The organism is Flavobacterium rakeshii, assembly GCF_009741375.1.
Taxonomy (GTDB): Bacteria; Bacteroidota; Bacteroidia; order Flavobacteriales; family Flavobacteriaceae; genus Flavobacterium; species Flavobacterium rakeshii.
Genome location: NZ_WOWP01000001.1, coordinates 19,689 through 44,226 on the forward strand (window position 1 = coordinate 19,689; position 24,538 = coordinate 44,226).

At 36.8% G+C, this 24,538-nt stretch carries 25 protein-coding genes and 1 tRNA gene; 14 read left to right on the forward strand and 12 right to left on the reverse strand.

Annotation, left to right across the window (positions count from 1 at the left end; translation table 11 throughout):
• The first annotated feature begins 271 nt into the window (after positions 1–271).
• From GN157_RS00095 to GN157_RS00130, 8 genes are read left to right on the forward strand one after another with little or no spacing between them, the layout of a single operon-like run.
• A complete protein-coding gene (locus GN157_RS00095; protein ID WP_157481042.1) occupies positions 272–871 on the forward strand; it encodes a hypothetical protein in 600 nt (199 codons plus the stop codon).
• Positions 871–1,287 carry a hypothetical protein gene (locus GN157_RS00100; RefSeq protein WP_157481043.1) on the forward strand — a complete coding sequence of 139 codons (417 nt, stop codon included), beginning with the start codon at positions 871–873 and terminating at the stop codon, positions 1,285–1,287. Before GN157_RS00095 ends, GN157_RS00100 begins: the two co-directional genes overlap by 1 nt.
• Positions 1,287–2,444 carry a hypothetical protein gene (locus GN157_RS00105; protein ID WP_157481044.1) on the forward strand — a complete coding sequence of 386 codons (1,158 nt, stop codon included), beginning with the start codon at positions 1,287–1,289 and terminating at the stop codon, positions 2,442–2,444. Before GN157_RS00100 ends, GN157_RS00105 begins: the two co-directional genes overlap by 1 nt.
• Entirely contained in the window at positions 2,419–2,916 is a 498-nt protein-coding gene (locus GN157_RS00110; protein ID WP_157481046.1) for a DUF6712 family protein, read from the forward strand. The genes GN157_RS00105 and GN157_RS00110 overlap by 26 nt, the downstream gene beginning before the upstream one ends.
• Before the next feature lie 3 nt (positions 2,917–2,919).
• Positions 2,920–6,348, forward strand: a complete 3,429-nt coding sequence (locus GN157_RS00115) for a pyocin knob domain-containing protein (protein ID WP_157481048.1) — start codon at positions 2,920–2,922, stop codon at positions 6,346–6,348.
• A 33-nt stretch (positions 6,349–6,381) separates the two neighbouring features.
• On the forward strand, positions 6,382–6,849 hold the full coding sequence (locus GN157_RS00120) for a hypothetical protein (protein WP_157481050.1): 468 nt from the start codon (positions 6,382–6,384) through the stop codon (positions 6,847–6,849).
• Between the two features lie 3 nt (positions 6,850–6,852).
• Entirely contained in the window at positions 6,853–7,227 is a 375-nt protein-coding gene (locus tag GN157_RS00125; RefSeq protein ID WP_157481052.1) for a YcbK family protein, read from the forward strand.
• On the forward strand, positions 7,221–7,862 hold the full coding sequence (locus GN157_RS00130; RefSeq protein ID WP_157481054.1) for a DUF6549 family protein: 642 nt from the start codon (positions 7,221–7,223) through the stop codon (positions 7,860–7,862). The genes GN157_RS00125 and GN157_RS00130 overlap by 7 nt, the downstream gene beginning before the upstream one ends.
• Positions 7,863–7,869: 7 nt before the next feature.
• Here GN157_RS00130 and GN157_RS00135 read toward each other — a convergent pair whose 3' ends face one another.
• From GN157_RS00135 to GN157_RS00155, 5 genes are all read right to left on the reverse strand, one after another.
• The gene (locus GN157_RS00135; RefSeq protein WP_157481055.1) at positions 7,870–8,451 is read right to left on the reverse strand and encodes a hypothetical protein; all 582 of its coding nucleotides are present in this window, start codon (positions 8,449–8,451) and stop codon (positions 7,870–7,872) included.
• Positions 8,452–8,578: 127 nt separating this feature from the next.
• On the reverse strand, positions 8,579–9,037 hold the full coding sequence (locus tag GN157_RS00140) for a hypothetical protein (protein ID WP_157481056.1): 459 nt from the start codon (positions 9,035–9,037) through the stop codon (positions 8,579–8,581).
• A 454-nt stretch (positions 9,038–9,491) separates the two neighbouring features.
• A complete protein-coding gene (locus tag GN157_RS00145) occupies positions 9,492–9,680 on the reverse strand; it encodes a hypothetical protein (RefSeq protein ID WP_157481057.1) in 189 nt (62 codons plus the stop codon).
• 215 nt (positions 9,681–9,895) lie between these two features.
• The gene (locus tag GN157_RS00150) at positions 9,896–10,171 is read right to left on the reverse strand and encodes a hypothetical protein (RefSeq protein ID WP_157481058.1); all 276 of its coding nucleotides are present in this window, start codon (positions 10,169–10,171) and stop codon (positions 9,896–9,898) included.
• Positions 10,172–10,343: 172 nt separating this feature from the next.
• Positions 10,344–10,859, reverse strand: coding sequence for a lipocalin-like domain-containing protein (locus GN157_RS00155; RefSeq protein WP_157481059.1), 516 nt, complete (start codon positions 10,857–10,859; stop codon positions 10,344–10,346).
• Positions 10,860–11,205: 346 nt separating this feature from the next.
• Between GN157_RS00155 and GN157_RS00160 the strand changes: the two genes are divergently transcribed.
• The 4 genes from GN157_RS00160 (at position 11,206) to GN157_RS00175 (ending at position 16,205) form a co-directional block, all read left to right on the forward strand.
• A complete protein-coding gene (locus GN157_RS00160) occupies positions 11,206–12,138 on the forward strand; it encodes a hypothetical protein (RefSeq protein ID WP_157481060.1) in 933 nt (310 codons plus the stop codon).
• Positions 12,139–12,656: 518 nt separating this feature from the next.
• Positions 12,657–13,535 carry a hypothetical protein gene (locus GN157_RS00165; RefSeq protein WP_157481061.1) on the forward strand — a complete coding sequence of 293 codons (879 nt, stop codon included), beginning with the start codon at positions 12,657–12,659 and terminating at the stop codon, positions 13,533–13,535.
• Positions 13,536–14,127: 592 nt separating this feature from the next.
• A complete protein-coding gene (locus GN157_RS00170) occupies positions 14,128–14,616 on the forward strand; it encodes a hypothetical protein (protein ID WP_157481062.1) in 489 nt (162 codons plus the stop codon).
• Positions 14,613–16,205 (forward strand): hypothetical protein, encoded by a 1,593-nt coding sequence (locus tag GN157_RS00175; RefSeq protein WP_157481064.1) that lies wholly within the window; start codon positions 14,613–14,615, stop codon positions 16,203–16,205. Before GN157_RS00170 ends, GN157_RS00175 begins: the two co-directional genes overlap by 4 nt.
• Positions 16,206–16,241: 36 nt before the next feature.
• Here the strand turns inward: GN157_RS00175 and GN157_RS00180 are convergent, their stop codons facing one another.
• From GN157_RS00180 to GN157_RS00210, 7 genes are all read right to left on the reverse strand, one after another.
• On the reverse strand, positions 16,242–16,742 hold the full coding sequence (locus GN157_RS00180; protein WP_157481066.1) for a hypothetical protein: 501 nt from the start codon (positions 16,740–16,742) through the stop codon (positions 16,242–16,244).
• A gap of 673 nt (positions 16,743–17,415) precedes the next feature.
• Entirely contained in the window at positions 17,416–17,766 is a 351-nt protein-coding gene (locus GN157_RS00185; protein ID WP_157481068.1) for a hypothetical protein, read from the reverse strand.
• Between the two features lie 288 nt (positions 17,767–18,054).
• Positions 18,055–18,615 carry a hypothetical protein gene (locus tag GN157_RS00190; protein ID WP_157481070.1) on the reverse strand — a complete coding sequence of 187 codons (561 nt, stop codon included), beginning with the start codon at positions 18,613–18,615 and terminating at the stop codon, positions 18,055–18,057.
• A 110-nt stretch (positions 18,616–18,725) separates the two neighbouring features.
• Positions 18,726–18,801, reverse strand: a tRNA-His gene (locus tag GN157_RS00195).
• Between the two features lie 75 nt (positions 18,802–18,876).
• Positions 18,877–19,593, reverse strand: coding sequence for a bacillithiol biosynthesis deacetylase BshB1 (gene bshB1 / locus GN157_RS00200; RefSeq protein ID WP_157481072.1), 717 nt, complete (start codon positions 19,591–19,593; stop codon positions 18,877–18,879).
• An 855-nt stretch (positions 19,594–20,448) separates the two neighbouring features.
• Positions 20,449–21,510, reverse strand: a complete 1,062-nt coding sequence (locus tag GN157_RS00205) for a chorismate-binding protein (protein WP_157481074.1) — start codon at positions 21,508–21,510, stop codon at positions 20,449–20,451.
• 108 nt (positions 21,511–21,618) lie between these two features.
• Positions 21,619–22,044, reverse strand: a complete 426-nt coding sequence (locus GN157_RS00210; RefSeq protein WP_157481075.1) for a PaaI family thioesterase — start codon at positions 22,042–22,044, stop codon at positions 21,619–21,621.
• Between the two features lie 205 nt (positions 22,045–22,249).
• On the opposite strand from GN157_RS00210, the gene GN157_RS00215 reads away from it, so the two are divergent.
• Together GN157_RS00215 and GN157_RS00220 are read left to right on the forward strand one after the other, a co-directional pair.
• The gene (locus tag GN157_RS00215; RefSeq protein ID WP_157481077.1) at positions 22,250–23,806 is read left to right on the forward strand and encodes a hypothetical protein; all 1,557 of its coding nucleotides are present in this window, start codon (positions 22,250–22,252) and stop codon (positions 23,804–23,806) included.
• A gap of 66 nt (positions 23,807–23,872) precedes the next feature.
• Positions 23,873–24,517: a DUF1579 domain-containing protein gene (locus tag GN157_RS00220; RefSeq protein WP_157481079.1), complete on the forward strand. Its 645-nt coding sequence runs from the start codon at positions 23,873–23,875 to the stop codon at positions 24,515–24,517.
• Positions 24,518–24,538: the final 21 nt, after the last annotated feature.

Genomic DNA, 24,538 nt, shown 5'->3' on the forward strand with positions numbered 1-24,538 from the left:
CGAATGGTTTAGCCGAACGAAATAATTTTTAGCCTAAGGAGTCCAAGCCTTGACCTTTTCCTTCTTTTGTGTCAAGACAAAAGAAGAATACCAAACTTTTATACTTCTAAAACAACTAATTAAAAAAGCCTTTGCCATCACCGCGCCCGCCCGGCATTCCTTACTACACCGTGTGATTGTGCATTGCCTTTTATTTCTCTTTAGAGAAAATCTCTTCTCTATCATCTTACATCTGCAATAATTCAATCTTTAAATCTTAAAACAAAAACATATGCCAATAGATTGCACAGGAAACCTAACAGCCGATATTGTATTTGACTGCGCTAATGCACCGGTAGCAGGTATCGAACAAAATGTTGTACTTATCAAAAAAGAAGATATTGATTATATCAATACAGCAACAAGTACTGACAGTAGAGTCGTAATTGACAACCTTCAGCTAAAACCTGGTACTACGGGTTACCTTTTAACCGGAGTAAAACAATCCAACGGAAAAGCGTGGGAACTGGTTAAAAAAGAAAACGCACCCGATAAGTTTAAACACACCTTTAGCGGCGTGATATTTAACCCTACTGCTTCAAATAAAGAACAGGCTAATCAACTTGCTATGGGAGCTAAATATGTAGTAGTTATTGAGCAGGTATGGAAAGGCGAAGCTAATAAGGATGCCTTTGAGATACTTGGATTAACATCGGGTCTTGAACTGTCTACCATGACAAACAACTCTAAAGAGAACGACAACATGATTATGTTTGAATTAGCCTCTGTAGACGGCTATGAAGAAGTAACCATGCCACAAACACTTCTTGATGTTGACTATGCTGCTACTAAAACAGCATTTAATAACAAGTTCGCTCAGGCAGCAGGATAATGGATTTTACCCAAATGGATATCAACACCATCGCCCGTTCAGTAACGGGTGATGGTGTGCGGTATCTCCGCCTTTTTCTGGAAGAGTATACCTCAATATTTAACGAAAGGGTAAACCCCTCCTGCCCTAAATGTTTAACCGCTTACTTAGATAAGTACAAAAACCATTTTAAAAGCATGGAAAACACCACACCATACAGGCTGCATGCCAAATATGAAAACATTCCGCTGGAGTTTGGATCTCCCATACTGGTAAACAATGCCAACATCACTACAGCATATGCCAAAAAACTGTTACAGCATAAAAACGGCAAGCGCTATTTTGCCCATATCCCGCAGGAAATAACTCAAGAACCGGCAGAAAAGCCAAAACCAAAACGCAAACCAAGAAAAAACAACAACCAAAATAAAGCATAATGAGAACCCTGTTAATAGACGTATGGAAAAGGCTCACCCCGTGGAGTAAGTCGGCCGACGTATACGCCAACGATACTGATAATGCCTATCCTGAACGCATGGACAGGCTCATAAACAACAGTGTAACGGCAAAATCGGCAGCAGCCATAATGGTACAATACCTTATAGGTAAAGGCTACGGGGAGCAAAACGATACCATTATTCTAAACAAAAGCAAAAACACTAAACTTATAGATTTTGCCTGCGATGTGGCCGAAGCACTGGTAAAACAACGCGGGGTGTATATTCATATTAACTGGAACGCCCTGTATCAAATTGCCGATTTTAGCATTATTCCTTACGAATGGTGCAGGCTGGGCAAAGCCGATAGTAACGATTATCACGGTAAAATTGCCGTATGCAAAGAGTGGCTAAAACCTAAAAAAACCGATATTCAGCTTATAGATGTATACAACCCTGATAAAAGGGTTATTGATGCACAGGTTGAAAAAGCAGACGGATGGAACAAATACAAAGGTCAGGTACTTTACATTAGTATGGATACAGGGCTTATTTATCCCCTTTCCCGTATTGACAGTGTAGCTAACGATTGTGATAGCGAGGCACAGGCATCGGTATACAAAAACAGGCTGCTACGCAAAGGCTTTTTCGGGAATACACTGGTAGTCACCCGTCCGCTTATTGGCGATGGTCTCGAACCGGGCAGCAAAGCTCTTATAGAAGCCGAAAGCGAAAGGGAAAAATTCCAACAGGCCATAAAAGATAGTCTGGGTGCCGAAAGTACCGGCGGAGTTTTATGCCTTGAAATGGATTTTGCCGGAGAAAAACTGGACGATGCCATCCTGATAAAACAAATTGAAAGCAAAATAGACGACAAACTGTTTAATTATACCGAAACCAGTGTACGTGAAAATATATTGGTAGCCTTTAACAACCTCCCTGCCGGACTTATAAAAACCAACGAAACTTCGTTGTTTGGCAATTCCGGCGAAGCCATAAGGGAAATGAAACGCACCTACTGGGAAAACACCACAAAAGAGCGTAACCTGCTCACCTCCATAATTAACCAACTGCTACAAAAATCGCAGGACTACCCAAGCCTTAAAGTTGAACCACAAAAACTGATAGACGATGCAGCTGTTAATAACCCGAAGTGATATAGCCCAATACAGGCAGATATCCAAAACCCCAAATACCGATAAACTGAATGAAATGATACTGGATGCCCAAATTCAGGATCTGGCTCCGCTTTTAGGCGAAAAGCTCTATAATAAGATAATTTTTGCCCCTCAGGATTATACCGAATTAATGGATGGTGGCACTTACGATCACAAAGGTGAAACCTATACCAATTACGGACTTAAAATGGTGCTCTCCTATTTTGCTTACGCCAGGCACATAATATTCTCTTCGGTTACAGATACGCCTTACTCAGTAGTAGAAAAGCTTAACGACAGCAGCCGTACAGCAGATACATCGGCAAAAAAAGCCATATATACCCTTAACAGGGACAATGCCTTTAAAATTTGGGAAAATGTAAAAAACTATCTGTTACGCACCTCTCATCCTGATTTTGACTGTAAAGGCAGCAGTACACCTCAACGACTACGATTTACTAAAATTGGATAAAACATGATTATAATAAACAGCGTAAGCAACACCCTGTTTTCTTTTAACGGGATAGAATATTTCAGGAACTACATATCGGTTGTTCGCGGTGAAAGGATAGAGATATTTAACTGCTATGAGCGAGATGATGTAATGCTCCCGTTAACCCATTACAGCGAGGTTAGCCTTAACGGAATAACATACAGTAATGCCACCGATTTACAGTCGGTACTACAAACCGTAATCTATTCCAGAGCCACACTGGGCAGTGACGAAGTAGAAGTTGTAGAACAAAACAATGTAGGCAAGGTTATTTACCTTGATTATGTTAGCGGCAGTGATTTACTAACTCAGGTACTAGGAGATATAAACTCGCAAACCACACTTATTTCGGCTACAGATAACCCGGTATTCTTTACAGCATATAAGTCGGCTTCTACAGCTTCGGTTGCCCAAAAACTTCGTTTTCAGTTTATGGGAGGAAAAGGAACCTGGGGGGCTGGCGGAAGTGCTGTACTTCCCTCACATCTTTATCAGTTACCACCCGAATCGTTACTGCCGGAAGATATTACTGCTAACAGCAAATCTAATGTAATTTCTTTAGGACAGGTTACAAATGAACCCGAGTTCCTAACCAAGGTAAACAGTGCAGTTAGAGATCTTACCGATACATCAAAACTACATTACTTCAGCTATTCGCTTGATAGTGTTTTGTACTTAAAACGTTTTACGGGTCAGCCAGGCGAGTATGACGGAACGCAAACAGTACTTACTGAAACCGACTTTAATGATGCTACTAACAGTAATGTCCAGCCCGGATTATATCTCCCTGCCCTTAAGGATATTACTGCTGTTGATTCATTCACAGATTCCCCTATTACCTTAACCGATAATAATACGGGAGATAATATTACCTTTTCTGGCAGTTCTATAAAACATACTTCGGTAAACGGTGATACTACCACCTTGGATTATCAGCCAAACACTGAAGATGTAACCTACAGTATACCGGCCAAAAGTACTGATGATATATTTGCCATGCAAAGTGATGTTAACGGTATTACTATTGTTGCCAACCAGTCGGCCAGCGAACTATACCTCAAAAATGTAGACGGAACCACACTGGCAACCATTAACCTTGGGTTCCTTAATAATGAAGGAACTACGTTTTTTTACAATGAAACCAGTGAAAAACTGGAATTGAAAAATGACGATGGTGAAGTGCTTAGTGAAGTACCTGTAAGTGCTTTTGTGGCTAACCTAATGCAGTCGGTTAACTTTAACGGATCCACACCACAAACACTTGAATTTAAAGATGCCGAAGGTAATGTAGTTGATTCAGTATCTTTTTCTATTTCCAATATACAAGGGTTACAAAACGCCCTTGATGGTAAAATAAGTACTTCTCATCCCTCTAACAGTATAACGTCAGGTAATCTTACTGACTGGCAAAAAGCGTTTACGGATTATGTTTCAAGACGAGAAAGCTCACCTGCAGTCTCAGAAACATTTAACGGTGACATGAACACTATGAATAAGGGAACATATATGACTTATATGTCAACTACAACAACCAATAAACCATTTACTCAGGTTGGCGGTTTGATTTCTGTAGGATCTACAAATGTAGGCTTTCAAATATTAGGATCGAGAGACGGCAACGAATTATGGTTTAGATCTTATAGTGGCACTTATGGTGGTTGGGTAAAAATATGGAGTAGTGGAGATTTTGAGCATACAGACATTAGTAACTGGAATACAGCTTTCAGTTGGGGGGATTTTAAGGATTATGGATTAGGAACAGATTGTAAAATAAGTTCTAATTGGGATAATATAACACAATCAGGCTTTTATAGAAATGCAAACAGTAGTACTGTTGGTATTCCATTAGCTGTAGGAAGTATCGCTATGCTTCATATGGAAGTAAACGGTAATGCAGTACAAATGGCTTTTAGAAGTGGAGGTTCAAACTACTACATTAGAAGACGTACGACAAGTACATGGAGTTCTTGGGATTCTGTCTTAACGTCAAGTAATATAAGTACTTTGGATATAGCTAATTGGAACAAAGCTTTTGGCTGGGGAGATTTTAGAACATATGGATTAGGTGGTTATGAAAATTTAGGAAATGTCGGTGTTGATGGTTTAGATACTATTAGTAATAATACTGGATTTTATATTGTTTCAGGTATAGATACAAATATTGTTGGTACTAATTCAGCAAAGGTTATTAATATTGGTAATCCTGCTGTGTCAACAGTTAAAGCTCAAATAGCAATTTCTCATGGAGGTTCTAGTGCAATTTCTTTTAGGAATAATGTAACTAATTCATGTCAGAAAATATGGCATGATGGTAACTTATCTCAATCATCTATTGATAATTGGAACACTGCTTTTGGGTGGGGTGATTTTAGAGATTTTGGATTAGGGACTAATGCTTTATCATTAAACAACTTTGATACTATAACTCAAACTGGTTTTTATTATTCTCAAGGTAATACAGTTGGAGCTCCTACAACCAATTCCGGTATAAGCTTAATGCATATAGACCAAGGAACTAATGCCACTCAATTTGCAATGAGAAGCGGAACAGATGAATATTGGTTAAGAAGAAGAGTTGTTAATACTTGGAGTTCTTGGGTTAACATATGGACCAGTCAAAACTTTACAACTACAGACATTTCAAACTGGAACACAGCATATAACAGAGGGGATTATAAAGATTATGGATTAGGAATAAATACTACTTTAATTTATCCCGAAACTGATTTAAACAGCATAACTGTTCCTAACGGTTTTTACACTGTTCCTAATACTATTTTAAATATACCTACAAATGCAGGTGGGGCATTAACCGTTGAAAGATATTCTACATATATAACACAAAAATATCAGGCGGTAAATCCTGGAGATGTTGTAAGAATATTTTATCGCCATTACAAAACCGGTTCCGCATCATGGACACCATGGAGGGAAATATGGACAGATGAAAACTTCAAAGCCGATGACAAAGCCGAAGTTAACGATACCCTATCTTTCAAAGGAATTATCTCTTCAAATGATGATATTAATAACTATATTGTAAATGGTTTTTATTCTACCGAAAGCTCTACTACTGCAAACTTACCGATTGAAGATAAAGGTATTTTAACTGTAGCCAGCAACGGTAATAATCATTCTCAAACCTATACCAATTATAATTCAAATGAACTTTATTTCCGTACTTCAAATCCTTCGGGAGGGGGGTGGAACTCTTGGGAAAGAGTAGCTAAATCTTCTGAGAGAATTATAAATGATACTTTAACCTCTGCTCCTTCTGCTGCTTCATTAAATGCGCTTTACCCATCGGTCAAATCAACTTTTACAGTCATAGCTCCAAATGTAGGAAAAGGCAATATGTATGTAAAAACAAATACAGGATGGCTAGTATTTCTTGGTAGTACGGTATTCTAAATACTTGTAAAGATTTCATCAAATCTTATCATTGTGGAAAAAATATGGATTGCTTTGTCAACCATTATAGCGGGAGTACTTTCCTGTTATACCGATCTTAATCTGGCACTTATTCTGTTTGCCATAGCCACTACCCTTGATACTGCTACTGCAATACACGCACAGGCTACAATTAAAGGCCTTAGGTTTAATCCGGTAAAAGGTTATTTCTGGAAAGAAATATCGAGTACAGGGCTACGAAACTGGATGAAAAAAATGCTGTGGGAATATGGCATTTACCTCATTATGGCTTTTGCTATTGATCAATGTGTTCTTAAAAACATGATTTTATTTAAAGTACTTGGCAGGGAATTAACCCTGCCGGTACTTGCCGTATATCTTTTTGCTTTTATTGAAATGTGGAGCATAGGAGAAAATATTGAGCGGGCAGGCGGAATCAATATTTTTAAACGAATATTATCATTTATTCCCGAAAAATATCAAAAACTATTAAAACCCTAAACTATGAAACTTACCCAAAACTTCTCGCTGGAAGAATTTAACTGTAAAGATGGTACAAATGTACCGGAAAAATACCACCCAAATGTTCTTAAAGTTGCCGAAAACCTCGAAGTACTTCGCGAATACCTACAGCACCCTATCATTATCTCTGGGAGCGGATATCGTACAAAAAAACACAATACTGAAGTTGGCGGAGCACCTAAAAGTCAGCATTTAACAGCATCTGCAGCCGATATTTCGGTACATGGACTCTCCCCTATGCAAATTGCCGAGGCTATTGAAACCCTCATTGAAGAAGGAAAAATGCAACAGGGAGGCATGGGCGTTTACCCTACTTTTGTTCATTATGATATTCGCGGAACTAGGGCTAGATGGTAAAAAATATAGCTCCTTATGCCTTAAGTATTTTATTGCTCGTAATACTTACTGTTCAGTGCAATCATAATAGCAGGAATAAAAGTAATTATCTTAGTAATCTGGACGCACTTACCGATACGGTTAAGTATTATAAAAATAAGACGGGTACACAAACGGCTACAATCAAAACACTTCGGTTAAAAAACAACGAGCTCAACGACTATATTATTAATAAAGATGAAGAATTAAAAGCAGTGACAAAAGAGTTCAGTTCAGTGCAATCTGTAGTGAAATACACCACAGTAACCAAATTCGATACCATTTATATTCCATTGGAAAAACCTATTATTACCGAAAACAGGTTTAAGATGAGCGGAGAGAAAAAAAACAAATGGTTTAGCCTTAATTACACCATTACTAATGACAGCCTTACCATTGCCCCGCTCCTAATCTACACCGATGCCAGTATTATAACCGGAAACAAACGCAAATGGTTTTTGGGAAAGGAGACCATTAGTACCGATGTTACTTTTACAAACCCAAATATTACGGTTACTAATTTAAAATCAATTACCGTTACGGTAAATAATCCCTGGTTTAAAAAATGGTATGTATGGTTAGCTTCCGGAGTAACAGCCGGTTTATTGCTAAAATAATTTCTAATTACTTTTTCAAGTATCTGGCATCAAAAATAGCGCGCATTTTAAGAGTGCTTTCAGAATAATTGTCAGATACGTTAAGTATCTCGTCTTTATCATCAGCAATAATATAAAAACGGTTTTCGTCTAAAACACCAAAGCCGTTTTTTAACCTGCATCTGTGTTGCGCCACATAAAAAGCAACAGCTTTACTATGTCGTAACTCTTCAAGTTTATTGTTTTGATCCTGTCTGGCTTTTATACTTTTATCACAGTTATTAAGTGACTCTTTATACGATTTTAAAAGAAACTCATCAATAATAACGGTATCATTACTTTGTAATTTATTTATTTCACGATTATCCGCATCAATTTCTTCTCTGTATTTTAAAATATCATTTTCATTAATGAGTAGAATCATTTCGGCAAACTCCCCTACGGTTATCGTATCCTGAATAATTGTGAGCATAGGCTGATAACCCGATGAGTTTGTTATGCTGTGATTTATATAATGGCTAATATTCTCTTCAAGTCTTTCCTCGTGGGTTTTCTCACAGGAAACACTGAAAAGTGCAAATAACAAGATATATAATGCACAACGTGTCATAAAAAAGGTAAAAGGTGTGTGGTTGGAATTTTCAAAAATACATCCTTTTTATATCTAAAAAAAACAAAACCATGCTTTTGCATGGTTTTTTGTGTTTATTATAATGGTATGTAAAAATTGCATCTGCTTAAAAAGTATAGCCAATTTTCAGTCCGCCACGCGGAGTCCATTCATCTACATATTTGTTATCAATATCGCCTTTACCTTTTACCTCAATTTTCCACATAATACCAATAAAAGGATCTATAGAGAAATCTCCGAATGCCATTTTAAATCCAACTTCAGGGCTAAAGAATGAAAAGTAACTATAGGTGCCGTCAAACTTGCCAAACATTAAATTTTCATCAAACTTTATATTTCCGTAAGAAAGGTAGTTACCCGTATAAAGTCCTTCGAGTTTAGTGCCTTTGTTGTAATATTTTCGTCCACCTATTTCAATAGCAAATCCCTGTCCGTCTACATCAAAAAGACCAACATCATAGTTCATAACTCCATAAGAGATATTCACAATCTGGGTGTTTTTGTAACCCCATTTAAGACCTTCAAACTCAAATGAAAGCCCAAACTGCGATGGTTCTGAATACATCCCTCTGGCACTAATAGAGGTAATTTGTTATTTTTTTGTCGCTGTTGTTATTATGCGCAAAAATGATTGAAGAAGCCATAATGGCTACAATAGTAAAAAACTTTTTCATGTTGATTTGTTTTAAGATTGACAATTACTTATTAATTTAACATAATATTTTACAAAATGATGTCAAAAATCAAAAACCATAAAAACAAAACCATAAAAAACTAATAAACAAGCAAATACTAATTACAGTACAGAATTTTAAATAATTAGATAATATAAAAAATCATTTGGCTGGCTAGTTTGATATAGAACTATATTATATTCTTAATCAATCTTATCACGTTTCAATTTCCGCTTAAACCGCTTAAGTTTTTTGTCTGTTAGGAAAAATGTTTTAATAATAGGTTCCTTTGAATCAGGAACTCCATATTTATTTACAAGTTCTATATATAAAAGATATTGTTTTTTAGGCAGCATTGCTCTCAACTGCTCTTAACTGCTCTTCCTGTTTAACCATTAATCTCATTAATTCGAGCTCATTTTGTTTTGACTGATCATTAATCCAAATATCGTAAGCCTTGTTAAGAGGTTCATATTCGGCTTTAAAAAGACCTCCAAGTATCTCTCTATCTAGAGAAAAATGTTGAAACTTCACATTATTGGAAACAGATTTTTAATAATAGCATAAGCAGTAGACTCGTTATCTGTAATGTCAGGATATCATGTTTTATTGATCTAGCATGCGAAATCATAAATGAAACTCTACCCGTAGTTGTATTTTCTTCTCCTGTTAAACAATACATACTTTGTGAAAAAGCATAATTTGTAAATAGAAATAAAAACAAGGTTTATTTTTTCATGCTAACTATATTAATTCACTTTTCCGTAGTCGTCAACGCATTTTTTAGCATACTCTTTTGCAATGGCACTAATGCGGCGTTGCGCCTCTTTATCTTCGACTAAATTGTTTTTATGGGTAAATATTTCCACTACCCTTTCAAATTCGGTTTGGATAAGTCCAAAAAAATCTTCCAGCTTCCCGGCACTGTGGTAATGCGTTTTATATTGCATAGACAGTTCGCCTATAGCATCTTCGCAGGCACAGTGAAACCTGCTTTCAAGTTCGGTATAATCAGGAGTACTCATAAGTTTGTTGTTTGGTGGCGATAAAGATAATTATTTTACTCCTTTTATTGCGCTAAAAAAAGGCTCTGCACATATGTACAGAGCCTTTTAAGGTTTATTAAGTTGGTTATTATACTTGTTATTGCGCGCAATCTTAGTTTATGCGCTGTTTTTTAGTTGGGAGCAGGGAACCTTAGTCTTCTACAATCGGATCTTCTTCTAAAGGAATTTGCTTTTCAACCTGAACATCAAAATCTTCAAGCATACCGCTGTTACCTATGCCAAATCTCCACTCAAGTATAAAGCTTTCTTCCTCTTCGGTTTCAGGATCATCTTCCTGAATAACTACCATATGAGCTTTTTCCTGAATATCTTCTTCTTCTTCATTTGCAAAGTAAAGCGTTAGCACATTACCTGTTTTTGTATACGTACCAGAGTCATAAGGCAACTCTTCTCCACAGTTATGCACTACAGTAAACGTATTATCTTCAAAAAAGGTAAACAGTACATCCTGTTCGGTTGGAGTTTCAAGTTCACATCCTAAAGGAAACTCTTCTCCCTGGTAAGATACTCCAATAGCTTTCCATTCTCCCAGTATGCTACCCGTGTAAGGGTTGTGCAAACCGTTGTCTACATTCTCTACGTCATCGTCTGAAGTACAAGCAGCAAAAGCCAGTGCCACAAACAATACGGCAACAAATTTTTTCATAGTTTTTAATTTTTACAGATACAGCCGCTAATCTATAAGAATGGTGTTAAACTATGTATTAATAATTTCTTAAAGTTTAGGTAAAACTACGTTTCCCGCACTAATGTTAAACATACACAAGGCGGGCAAACAAAGGAATTACGGTATTATTTGACTAATTGTTTATTTCGATATACTAATGTATAAATTTAGTGAAACATTAGCTTATCACAATTTTACACTGATTGTTACAAAATTGTGTGAAACACGTAAAACCACCTGTTTTTTTAAAACCCGTAAATACTCCCTTCCAAAAGTGTAACGCAATGACTTATTTTTGAATATTCTGCACCTTAAATAATACTAAATGAATAATCTAAAACTAAAAATTGCGAATACACCCTACTATAACAACGATAACCTGATACTGGAAGAAACTGAAACCGAGATTAACATTAGCCTGAAAAGCGGTGCAAATACTGTAACACTAACCCCTGTTGAGGCAGGACGCATTACAGGAATGCCCACACCTATGATGGCATCATTAACATTTTGGTACAGTTTTGATCCAAGTACAGATACCATAACACTGTGCGGTAGTGATTACGACAGTACCGACAGTACCTATATTACCCTGAGTCCAAAAGGTACACAACAGTACCTTAATGTATATTCATATGGAGAACATGAAAGTGAAAAGCATATTAGTTTTGCTAACGACTCCCTGCTTAAAGGACTACTTAAACAAACTGCTGTAAAAGCTAACGAACTTATAATTAATACTGCTAAAAAGCACTATAATGTAATTGTACGCAGCCCCCAGCCGGGACTTTCTAATATTATTATGGAAGATTTAAGGGCGGTATACCGCAACGGGGTATTTTTAGAACTTCATGATCCTGAAAATGAATATGAAACAGGCGACAAAGTATTTTCGGCATCTGCTGTTTTTGGCGGACTGATAACTTTACGTCCGGATGCTAATTTTGCCAATATTACCAATGCAGCAACCGACCCAAAAATAAGTGGCTACCCCTGGATGCAGCTTTGGAATCACTACTATGGAGAGGCTAATGTTTGTGCTTCAAAACATTATAATTATGGAGAGGGTACTTTTAACTGCAGCAGTACCATTATTGGCGGACATGTTATTTTAGGCAAAAAACCGGGCATTGTACCCCAAGGTAGTAACACAGTATTTATTATACCTATTTGCCAAAGACATAATAAGAACAACGAAGTGTACATGTCGCCTGTTATGTATAACGAAGGTATTGTACTTCATAGTTATTACAATTAGATAGGAAAATCTTACGTAAAAACACCTGTTAGTAAAAAACACGTATTATCACGCTATTTCATATTATACCCCTTACTTATATTTGTCTTAATTATGGGCAGATAATGAGAAGTTCATAATAAATGTGTATTCTAGCTTATTAAAAACCCCTTGTTTGGTCGTAAGGGGTTTTTTATTTTTTTATTCCCTATTAATACTTTTTGTTGTTTAATAATAGATTTAATCAGTAGGTTTTAAAAGCCCTTAGCAATGCTAAGGGCTTTTTTGTTATATGTTAAATAGTACCTAAGTAATACTACGGGTTTTTAAAAAACAGGTGTTATCACGCAATTTCAAACCAACAGGCAGGCGTAACTTTGAAAACATTAAACAGCTACAATTCAATACATTAAAAATATTACACGTGTATTCCCCCAAATGCATGCTTTGAAAATGGAACCTAACCATTTAAAAAAACCGGGGCGGAATCTGAAAAGCCAAAAGAGTAAGAAACTATAACCAACTAAAAAATTAATATCATGGCATGTAGAACTGCATCTGTAGAGCGAGTAGCAGACAAATCTGTTAATGCACAAAAGCAACTCGACAAACTAACCGAATCGGTTAAAGCGCAAAGAGATACTCTTTTAAATGAATTTGACGGTAAAGTAGGCGAAAACCTTAAAAAAGCCCGTGTTAGTGACGGTACACTTTTAGGTTCTAACGACTATATAAAAGTAGAATACAGCTACGAATTTAGCCTGGACAAAATTGCAAGCGTGATTAAAGATACATTAAAGGCCATAGCGGTTAACAAAGATTCAAAAAGTTTTCAGGATGCCTTTAGCGATGAAGCTGTAGAATCGTATACTGATTTGGTTAATTCGGTATCTGAGGCTGCCAAGACAAAATCAACAGCTACAGCCAGCCTTTCTTTCTCCATGAACAGGCTTGCTCCCGGTATATATGCTTTTCTTTCGGCTACATCGGCGAGTTTACTGGAGGAGGAAACCTTTGGAAACGAATCTATCACATCAACAATTATTTTCTATCAGCTTATTTACAGCATAGACGATCTCCAAAACCAAAAACAATTTGATGAGGCTGCCATAGACATACAAAACCTAATGAATATGAAACGTATACAGGCTTCATATACTGATATGCTTGCGAATGGTAAAATGGGGATCCAAGAGTGGATGACAAGAGATGAAGAAGCAGAACTTGCTATACAGCGCCTTTCAGCAAGGGTTGACAAGAGAGGGTTTACCAACAGAACCCGAATGGCTACAAGAGGTATGAGTGAAAATCAACGAATTGTTACCGAATCCCTTGAAAGACTTAACAAAATGGGCCAAGTATACTACCCTGCGGTATCTATACTGGAAAGCCGCTTAGAATTAAGCTACTTTAATTAGTATATTTATGTGTTTAGAAAAAAGCCCCTTAGATGTTCTAAGGGGCTTTTTGATTAACAAATGCAAGTACTGAAATACAATATTATTTTTCTATTCTGCCAGTTAAGCTCTAAGAGATAAACAGTAAGAATGATGATTTGATATGCTTGGTTTAAGCAAATTAATAAATAACTGCTGAATATTAAAATACTTAATATTAGGTATTTCAACACCTGCAATTGATTTATATACTTGCAAGTTAACATTATTACAGGTTTATCTTACACGTATTTTTACCTGTTTTAACAAAACAAGTAGTATTCCCCAAGGTTAAAACAATAGAAATCAGTACCTTTGACACTAGGTTATAATCCCTCACAAGAGTGTAACCACACACGTACCGACTAAAGCTTATTAAGGATGATTTTGACACTAGCTTTTTTAATAAGCAAACCTAATTAGTAAATTTACGTGTACACATAAAAACCCCTTACTATGGACTAAGGGGTTTTTTCTGTTTTACTACATCTGTAAAATACACCTTAATGGGTATTTTAGGAAATATTAAAATTGAATAACTTTACATTATCCAACTAATTATTACTTTAAAACAATGAAAACCAACCTTTATGATGCGCTGTTAAAAGCGAAGGAAGCAAAAACAAAACCCAGTACTATTAATTTTAAATATAGTACGGTTTACAGAGGCGAACCAAAAATGGTAGAGGCCAAAATTGATCTGACTAACAGTTCAAAAATTACTGCAAAAGTCACTAAGTTTTCCGGTTATAATGAAAACTATATCAAAAGAAAATTAAATAGTGAACTTAAGGCTCATCATAATTTTCTATTACCCCTACCTAAAGTAAATGAATACATTAGAGTATTAAACAATCCGGACATACCTACTAATACAACAATATCACAAGGAACCAAGTATTATTCGGTAAGTGATACGGCTAGTGGAGGTGTAATTTTTTGTCAGGGAAGAAAACTTAATAAAAGTTTTCATAGTGAATATGTATCTACTCAAAACGAAACCTGTGAGGGTGGTAATACTTCAATGTGGTATAGTATTTACAAATTAACACAGGAGCTATGAAAAAAAATATTTTTATAAAAAGTGCCATTATTGTTTGTACTGCCATTTTATTTGGATCGTGTGCAAGCCCTAAATTTAGCAACCTTATAAGAGGGAAATACAAGTACAAACCTCTTGATGAAAAAACCTCAAACATAGTAAGTGTAAATGTAGGAGTGCTGCCATTACCAAAACCATCTCAAAAAAAAGAGGAAAAACCTGTATACTTAACCGATTTGAGAGATTCATTACCACATGTATACATGAAATTACTATCTGAAAAAGAAAAAGATCCTAAAAAATTTATAGACTTACTGAAACTACCTATTAGTGATTCTGAAAAAGAAGATAATCCAACAAAATTAGAAACCGATTTTACTACTTTCCAAATTCGTTTTGTTTTTTCAAACACAAAACAATATTATAAGCACAAAGACTTTATGCATCCTAATACCAGACTGGAGTTTTTAGACACCAGTTTGAAAATTACTCAAGGACCTGCCTTTATTTATTCTGTAGATAAAATGGAAAATGAATTTGAAGAAATTGATTTTGGAACCGCTCAGCGTACTCAGGATGTAAAATTCAATTCAAAACTAACAGGAACTGCCGGAGCCGGAACAAATAATACTTATATAGAGGGAAACAACAGTAATACAGACCTGGATAGAAGTACAACTAACGTTAAAAATGTATATGATGAAAACGGGAATTTACTGGGAAGCATTGGCCGAAATGGTACTATAAATAAATCCAAAAGCAGTACAAACGAAAACACTGCATCACAAAATGCAAATTTAGGAGCAGAAGCGAGTTTAGAGTATGTAAATGGTGTAACCATTAACGAAGCTGTCGCGGTTAAATTAAAAAGGTTAAAGACTGGCTTCTCATTAGATCCAAAAAAACTTGTTATAAGTCAGCGCGGTAGGCCTATGGGAGATATATCAGATAATATATATGTCACTGCCACTCTCAAGTTAGATAATAATAATGACCAGCAAATGAACTATGTACAAGACACTGACATTCATAATTTTAATAAATTATTTAATAAAACCCTTTTCAAGCCCGCAAGTGAGATAGAGGTTAACGAAAGAACCATTTCTTATATAAAAAACTCATCAGCAAATAACATAATAATGAATGTACAATATGCCGGAGCAATAAGAGCTGTTGAAACTAAAGCAATACGTATCAAAAGTAGTAATAATGCACTTGAGTATGATGATAAGGTAACCTTTTACTGGTTTGATAAAAAAGCTGCCAATACAATTACAATAAACAAAAATGAATTTACTAAAAAGGAATATGAAATTATCGCAAAAGATAATTATAATGTAAGCTATACCCTGTACATAGAATTAAATGAGAAAAGCAGTAAAAGTGTTAGGTTACTTAGTGGCGAAAACCCATTTGCTTTTTTAAACTGGATACAAAAAGTATTGCTTAATCCTGCAATAAAAAACTTACAGAGTGATAACTTTAATCTCTTTTTTGTTAATGACAAAGATGAAATTATAGATGTAGTTAAGAAAACGGTTGATGATAAAGATATTAAACGTTTAAAAAGTATTGATATAAAAAGTATTAAACTAAATGTGGTAAATTAAAAACAATTAAAAATCCCCTGTAAAAGGGGATTTATTTTACCAGTCTTTACCCTGAGGCATTATGCTGAATATAAAATTAAAGTACTGGTCGTAGTAACTTAGCGAACGGTAGTATCTTTCGCTGTCGCGTATTTCTCCGTTCTTTAATACATAATTGTTAATGGGGTATATTAGTATGCCGTCGGCAGGGTCATAACATTCCAGTTTGAAAATAGTTACCTTATACCTCCCCTCCTTAAACTCAATCATACCGGTACATATTCCACCCTCTGAAAAGAATGACGGATCGAGGATTTGCCTGTAACCGAAACGTTTTAAATCGTCGAGCGTATAGGAAATACAAAAGTCGAGCACGTCGTAATTAAAGTCTACATACTGGCATTTGCCCGTTAGTTTTATTTGTTTCATCATCTCCTCAGGGGTTACCGTTCCCGGAAATACTTTCTCCCAAACCAGGTTTTCTTTTACAATAGTAAATCTATGCTGACCAAAACTCAGTAATGGCAACATCAATAAAAGTAACAGCAGTTTTTTCATAAGGTGGTTTTTAATTGGTTTTCAGGGAATACCAATCAAATAGTTTGCCAAGAAAAGATTGCTTCGTGCCTCGCAATAACGCAGTGAGTTGTCATTTCGATACGCAATGCAATGGAGTGAGAAATCTAATCTATATACAAAGAGATTTCTCCACAAGGTCGAAATGGAAATGGGATTCTTCCTAACGTCAGAATGACAAACCGTAACCATAAATAGATTGCTTCGTACCTCGTAATAACGCTGTGTGCTGTCATTTCGATACGCAATGTAATGGGGTGAGAAATCTAAATACAAAAAGATTTCTCCACAAGGTCGAAATGGAAATGAGATTCTTCCTATCGTCAGAATGACATACAGAACCATAAATAGATTACTTCGTACCTCGTAATGACGTTGTGTGCTGTCATTTCGATACGCAATGTAATGGAGTGAGAAATCTAAATACAAAGAGATTTCTCCACAAGGGCGAAATGGAAATGAGATTCTTCCTATCATCAGAATAATATACAGAGTCTAATAATAGATTGCCACGTCGTTCCTCCTCGCAATGACACAGAGGTATTATAATAGACTACTAAAACAAAACCCCTTAGTGAAAGCTAAGGGGTTTTGTTTATTTTTAAATTTTTAGATATTTCGGCTACACTGCGTTTCGCTCAATATGACAGAAAAATTAATTCCCGAAGAATTCTATTTTCATAGTACCTCCGGCAACCGAAGCTACTTTTGCATATACTTTATCTTTCTTTACCCTTTTGTAAAGGTCTTTATCATTTATTACAGCAAGCTGATCCTGCTTTGAGGTGTCCTGCTTAGCATACACCAGTACAGTTGTACCATCGGGCTGAGGTATCATTTCCAGTTTATCGGCATAACGTAGCCCAAATTTCTCTACAAGCTCCTGTAGATTTGCACTGTATTCTGGTTTATTACCTGGTTTTATATAGCTTGAATTTCTTTTGCTCCACTCGCGGGAAACAAAGTAAATTACAAGAGCCGCTCCCATTACTACAAAAAGTTCCATAATTATAAATTTTCCCAAATGTAAAAATTAAGGGAATACAACAAAGAAAAAAGTACTGTATTTTGAGTTTCTTTACGCTACAGAGCCTAAGGACGGTTCCTTACTCTTATGCTAATACTCCTGCTGTCATTTCGATACGGAATGAAATGGAGTGAGAAATCTATGTACAAAGAGAGATTTCTCCTATCGTCGAAATGGAAATGAGATTCTTCCTATCGTCAGAATGACATACAGTGCCTTTTATAGATTGCTTCGTGCTTCGAAATAACGTGGTGTATTATACTTTATCTATTGTTCTTCCTCCTGCTTTATGGCTAATTTTTCAATAATAAAATCTTTAAGATGAGGATCATCAAAGCTAATGTTGTTTAATGCCAACATAATACTCCTGTCTATCTTCCTGAACAGGGACTTTTTCACATAGTAATACTCATCCTTATATTTAAAGAATATAGATCTTTTATGAAGTTTATCTGATAACGAGAAATTATTGTAAATGGTTAAACCCAGAGTATCAGCAACCACATTTTTTAAATATCCGTTTTCTTCAGTTCGTTCCAGTCTTATATTTTTTTCGTTAGCTTTTAAATCCATATACTTCAGATTTTTATCGCCCAGGTAAATAGCAGTGTCGGGAGTTTTTATATGGCTGTTTTGTATTACAAAACGTGATGTTATTTTTTGGTTATTGTAAACAATATAACCCGAAAGCGTATCAGGATAGTATATTAACGACGGAGCCGGAATACTTTTTGGCAACAGTAAAAAGAACAGAAAAGAATTTCCTTGTTGGGAATACACACACAAAGGAAACAACAGTAGTACTAAAAGAAGCTTAATGTTTTTCATAGCTGTAAGGTGTTAATCACATATATTGTAAAGTTACACTTTTTAGGTATTACTTTTAAAAGTTATGAAAAACAAAAAACCCTTAGATTTCTCTAAGGGTTTCTATTTAGGGGTGAATGATGGGTCTCGAACCCACGACCTTCGGAACCACAATCCGACGCTCTAACCAACTGAGCTACAATCACCATCTGTTTTGCGAGTGCAAATATAGTATAGCTCTACGTTTCCTGCAAATAAATATACAAAAAAAATTGCACTTTTTTACACTAAATCACTTAAGGTATTGACAGCCACATACCTTTCAACCGTAAAGCCTTCGGCATATTCGCTGTTTATTAGCCTTCCTAAGTCCTGCGCGCGGTACAAAATGCTTTCTTTAAAGTTTTTTGTAGCGATTGGTGTAACAGGTTCGTCGCTGTTTGGATCATAAAATTGCGACTTATATGCCATAAGCGAAGCCACTTTTGTATCCATAAATCCGGTAACATCTACAACAAAGTCGGGCGTAAGGTTTTTCCACTGTATGTAATGGTATACCAGTTTAGGCCTGTAAGCCTGCTGAGGTTCTCCGTTAAGCTGGGTCTCTATTTTGCGAAGCCCCGAAAGGAAACACGCATCACTAACCAGTTTACTACCCTTACCGTGATCTATATGGCGGTCGTCTACCGCATTGCAAATAACGATTTCAGGCTGGTACTTACGAATCATTTTGATAACCTCAAGCTGGTGTTTTTCATCGTTTGTAAAAAATCCGTCACGAAAACGCAGGTTCTCCCTTACGGAAACTCCCAGAATTTTAGCCGCTTCGGCAGCCTCTTCATCACGAATTTCGGCAGTACCGCGTGTGCCCAGTTCGCCACGGGTTAAGTCAACAATACCTACGGTTTTACCAAGGGAAATTTCTTTTGCTATGGTTGCTCCACAGCTTAGCTCCACATCATCAGGATGGGCGCCAAATACAAGTATATCGAGTTTCATTATTATTTTTTTGAGTGCTGCAAAGATACGGACTTTGGTTTATATAGAGTAACCTTAGAGATGCTTGTATATACTGAGATTATTTCATCAGTTGGGCTTTTCAGCCTCGTGTTTCGACTCCACTTCGTTGCGCTTAAAATAACATACTGTACTCTATAAATTGCTTCGTGCCTAGTAATAACGTAGCACTTTGTCATTTCGATACGGAATAAAATGGAGTGAGAAATCTAAATACAAAGAGATTTCTCCTATCGTCGAAATGACATAGAATGCCTTATATAGATTGCTTCGTGCCTAGTAATAACGTAGCGTTTTGTCATTTCGATACGGAATGAAATGGAGTGAGAAATCTAAATACAAAGAGATTTCTCCACAAGGTCGAAATGGAAATGAGATTCTTCCTGCCGTCAGAATGACAAGCAGAGCCATAAATAGATTGCCACGTCGTTCCTCCCCCGCAATGACAAATGTCTTTGTCCTTTTGTCTTGACACAAAAGAACCAAAAAGTCAGGGGTAATGCCGTTTGCTTACTCCTGCTGTCATTCTGATTGCAGCGATAGCGGAAAGAAGAATCTAATCTATGCATAAAGAGAGATTTCTCCTATCGTCGAAATGACATAGAGTGCCTTTTATAGTTTGCTTCGTTCCTCGCAATGACGTAGTGCTTTGTCATTTCGATACGGAATGAAATGGAGTGAGAAATCTAAATACAAAGAGATTTCTCCTATCGTCGAAATGACATACAGTACCTTTAATCGTTTACTTCGTGCCTAGTAATAACGGAGTGCTTTGTCATTCTGACGAAAGGAGAATCTCATTTAAAATTTAAAATTCACCATTTAGAATAAAAACAACTAAAGTACCCTTCGCATGGTCATACTCTTGTTTACTGTTTCTATAAATTCCTTTTCGGGGTTACTGTCTTTAGTAATACCACAACCTATAAACAACTGAGCCACATTGCCGTTTACCTTCATGCAACGCAGGTTTACAAACAAATCTGTTTGGGCAGGTTTACCCGTTGCAAAATCACGGTTTAACTCCCCCAGGAAACCCGAATAGTATTCGCGGTCATACTCTTCGTTGTCCAGTATAAACTGCTTAGCTTCGGTTTTTGGGAGTCCGCATACGGCAGGTGTTGGGTGCAGGGTTTGCAGTACTTCCTTTAAAAGGGAAACCTCCTTAAGTTCTGCCGAAATATCGGTTTTAATATGCACTATGTTACCCGCTCTAAAGGTGTAAGGCTGGGTGGTAGTAATCTGGGTGGTGTAATCCTTTAATTCGTTTAAAATAAAGTCGGTCACAAACTGTTGTTCCTCCTTTTCCTTATTTTCCCAAACGGCTTCCTCCCCTTCTCTATACAGCTGGGTTCCGGCAAGGGCTACGGTATGTATGGTATGGTTTTGTGCTTTAAGGAGCTGTTCCGGCGTTGCCCCCATCCACAATCCGCTTACGGGATGGAAAAACATATACTTAAATGCATTGGGATAAGCATACAGTAGGTTTTGGTATACCTTAGTTATATCGGTTACCGAAAGCTGCGCCATCTCACTGCGCGATGCTACCAGTTTACCAAATGCTCCTGTTTTTATAGCCGTAACACATCGGGTAACCAAATCTTCAAAGCCCAACTTAGCCTCAGGGTTTATTGCCACAGGCTGAGGTTCGGCGGGAGCAAACCCGTTTGCCTCTATCGTTACCGTTATCACATCGCTTTCCTGCATTGGGATAAACAGGTATTTATCACCTTCAAACGGAGCGAACACAAAGCCCTGCTGGGTAAAATCGGTTAGGTAATATTCCTCAATATTGGTTTGGAAAATTCCGGTTACGGTAGCACTGCCCGGCTTGCTATAAACAGCAAACGGACGCTGCTCCTGTAACTGGTTTTGTATTTTTAAAAGTAAATCGGTCATTATTTATGTGTATTCGTGGATTTGATTATTTGGTTATTTGATACACTCCGTCCCCCAAGCGGGAAACTCATACATGCATTCAAATAAACAGATAACCGAATTAACAAATCATCGTTTTCTTGGCAAAATCATATTGGTAATCTTGCAAAGCGAAATAAGGCGTCCCTGCTCATCGGTTATTTTAACCTCCCACAGGTGCAGGCTCCTTCCCTGGTGCACTATTCTTGCCGTACCGGTTACCACTCCGTCGCGCTTAGCACGCACGTGGTTGGCACTTATTTCTATACCTCTTGCCTCCTGCACTTCGGGGTTTACAAACAGTAACGATGCCGCACTGCCCACACTTTCGGCAAGGGCTACCGTAGCACCGCCATGCAGCAGTCCCATTGGCTGGTGCACACTTGGATTAACCGGCATTTTAGCTTCCAGAAAGCCTTCGCCGGCATCGGTATACACTATATTAAGGGTTTCCATTAAGGTATTTTTCGCAAAATCGTTGCACATTTTCAGTGCCTTTTCTTTATCAAATGCCATGTATAATAATTTAAAGGGTAAAGTTACAAAAAGCCCTGTACAGTTATATAAATGACATGAGATAATAGACTGAAGAATGTTTTAAGTAATGAAATTTAAATTTTGTGCGGATTATCCATAAACTAAATGACAATTTTCTCCGTTTACCATACAGCCGCTTTTTTACTTTTTAAATTAATGCTACATTTACCAAAAATTGTTATTTATGCGCTATAGCTTACTATTGTTTTTCTTTGGTGTATTTGTGCTTACGTTTACCTCATGCCGTGATGATTTTGAGTTTGAACCAAGCCAGGGCGGACTGGAGTTTTCCAGAGACACTGTTTATCTTGACACTGTATTTACCAATATTGGGTCCAGCACCTATACATTAAAAGTATACAACCGTGGCGATAAAGATATTAGCATACCTACCCTAACCCTTGGACAGGGAGAGGATTCTAAATACCGACTGATGGTAGACGGTGTACCTGGGCGCGTATTTAACAATGTAGAGCTTATGGCTCACGATAGTATGTTTGTTTTTATAGAAACTACTATAAACTATGACGAGTTTGTTAATACCGAAAATACTTTTTTATATACCGATAAGATAGAGTTTCACAGTACACAAATGGCTCCGCAAAATGTAGAACTGGTTACACTGGTGCAAGATGCTGTGTTTTTATACCCTCAGCGTAACGACGAGGGCATGTATGAAAGTATCCCCGTTAGTGAAACCGATGATACCCAGATTTATGGCTTTAACCTTAATGAAGATGAAAACGGCAACGAACTGATTTGGACCGATGCAAAGCCCTATGTAATATATGGATACGCAGCAGTACCAAGCGGAAAAACACTTAATGTTAGAAAAGGTGCACGCGTACACTTTCATGACAATTCAGGGCTTATAGTGCGTGATAATGCCAACCTAAACATTGGTAATATTAACGAACCGGCAACAGAAGCCAACACTGTAATTATAGAAGGCGACAGACTTGAACCTGACTTTGCCGATATACCGGGACAATGGGGCGCACTTTGGTTACAGGAAGGCTCTACCTCCATGATTAACAACACTGTTATTAAAAATGCGACGGTAGGTATTTTAGCCGAAGGTAATAACGGAACCACAATATCACTTAGACTTCGCAATACACAAATATATAATTCTACTAACGTGGGGCTACTTTCACGTAACTCTACAATATATGGAGAAAATGTAGTAATAAACTCGGCAGGACAGGCTGCTTTTGCAGGTACACTGGGTGGGTTTTACCAGTTTAAACACTGTACATTTGCTAATTACTTTAACAGCTTTAATCAGGTACCTGTACTTTTAAGTGATTATTTAGAAACGACAGATGCTATTTTAGTAAATAACTTTAATGCCAGCTTTGAGAACTGTATAATGTATGGCTCAACTAATTTTGGTATACTGTTTGACCGCGTGGGAGATCTTCCTTTTCAATATACATTTACCAACTGCTTTATCAAGTTTATAGATACTGCAAATCGATTTACAAACGACCCTATGTATAACTTTGGCGATCAGTCGTTATTTACAGCTTGTACTATAGCACAAAACAGTACTACCTATAAACCGTTTTTTGAAGACCCTAACAACAATAAACTTAACATTAGTGACGAGTCGGCAGCTAATGCGTTAGGAAAACCTTCTGTGGCAGCTACTGTACCTTATGATATAACACAAAGTCTTAGAGACCTTTCTGCTCCAGACGCCGGAGCTTACGAAAGCGCAGTTTTCGAAGAAGATTAACAATTATACAGAGGAAATAATATATTTTTCATAATTTTGTTCAACAACTCACAAAAACAATCAGTTATGAAAAAAATATTTATTACCTTATCGGCCGTAGCTCTGTGCTTTGCTTCCTGTAAAAAAGAAGAAAAAATGGATTCGGGAGAACCCATTATGAAAGATTCAGTTCCTACTGAAGAACCGACACCTATGGTTCAAATGGATTCTGCTACTATAGCAAATGCCTGGAACGAATATATGACTCCCGGTGAAGCACACAAGATGATGGCAAATGAAGAAGGGAAATGGAACTGCGAAATGACTTTTTGGATGGGACCTGATATGCCCGGAGAAAAATACACTTCTGGATGTGAGGTAAAAATGATACTGGGAGGTCGCTACCAGCAATCTACTTACAGTGGCGAAATGATGGGAATGCCTTTTGAAGGTATTTCAACAGTTGCTTATGACAATGCTACAAATGAATATGTCTCTACATGGATAGACAACATGGGGACTGGTATGATGGTAATGAGAGGTACCTTTAACGGTAATACCAGAACCACTACCCTAAACGGTACCATGGTAGACCCTGTTACCAAAACCGCGAAAGAAGTACGTGAGCTTTATGATATAGTTGATGAAAACACTCGTAAAATGCAAATGTTTGAAACCCCAAAAGGTGGTAAGAAATACAAAAGCATGGAAATTATAATGACAAGAAAATAATCTTTATTTTTTAGAATTATT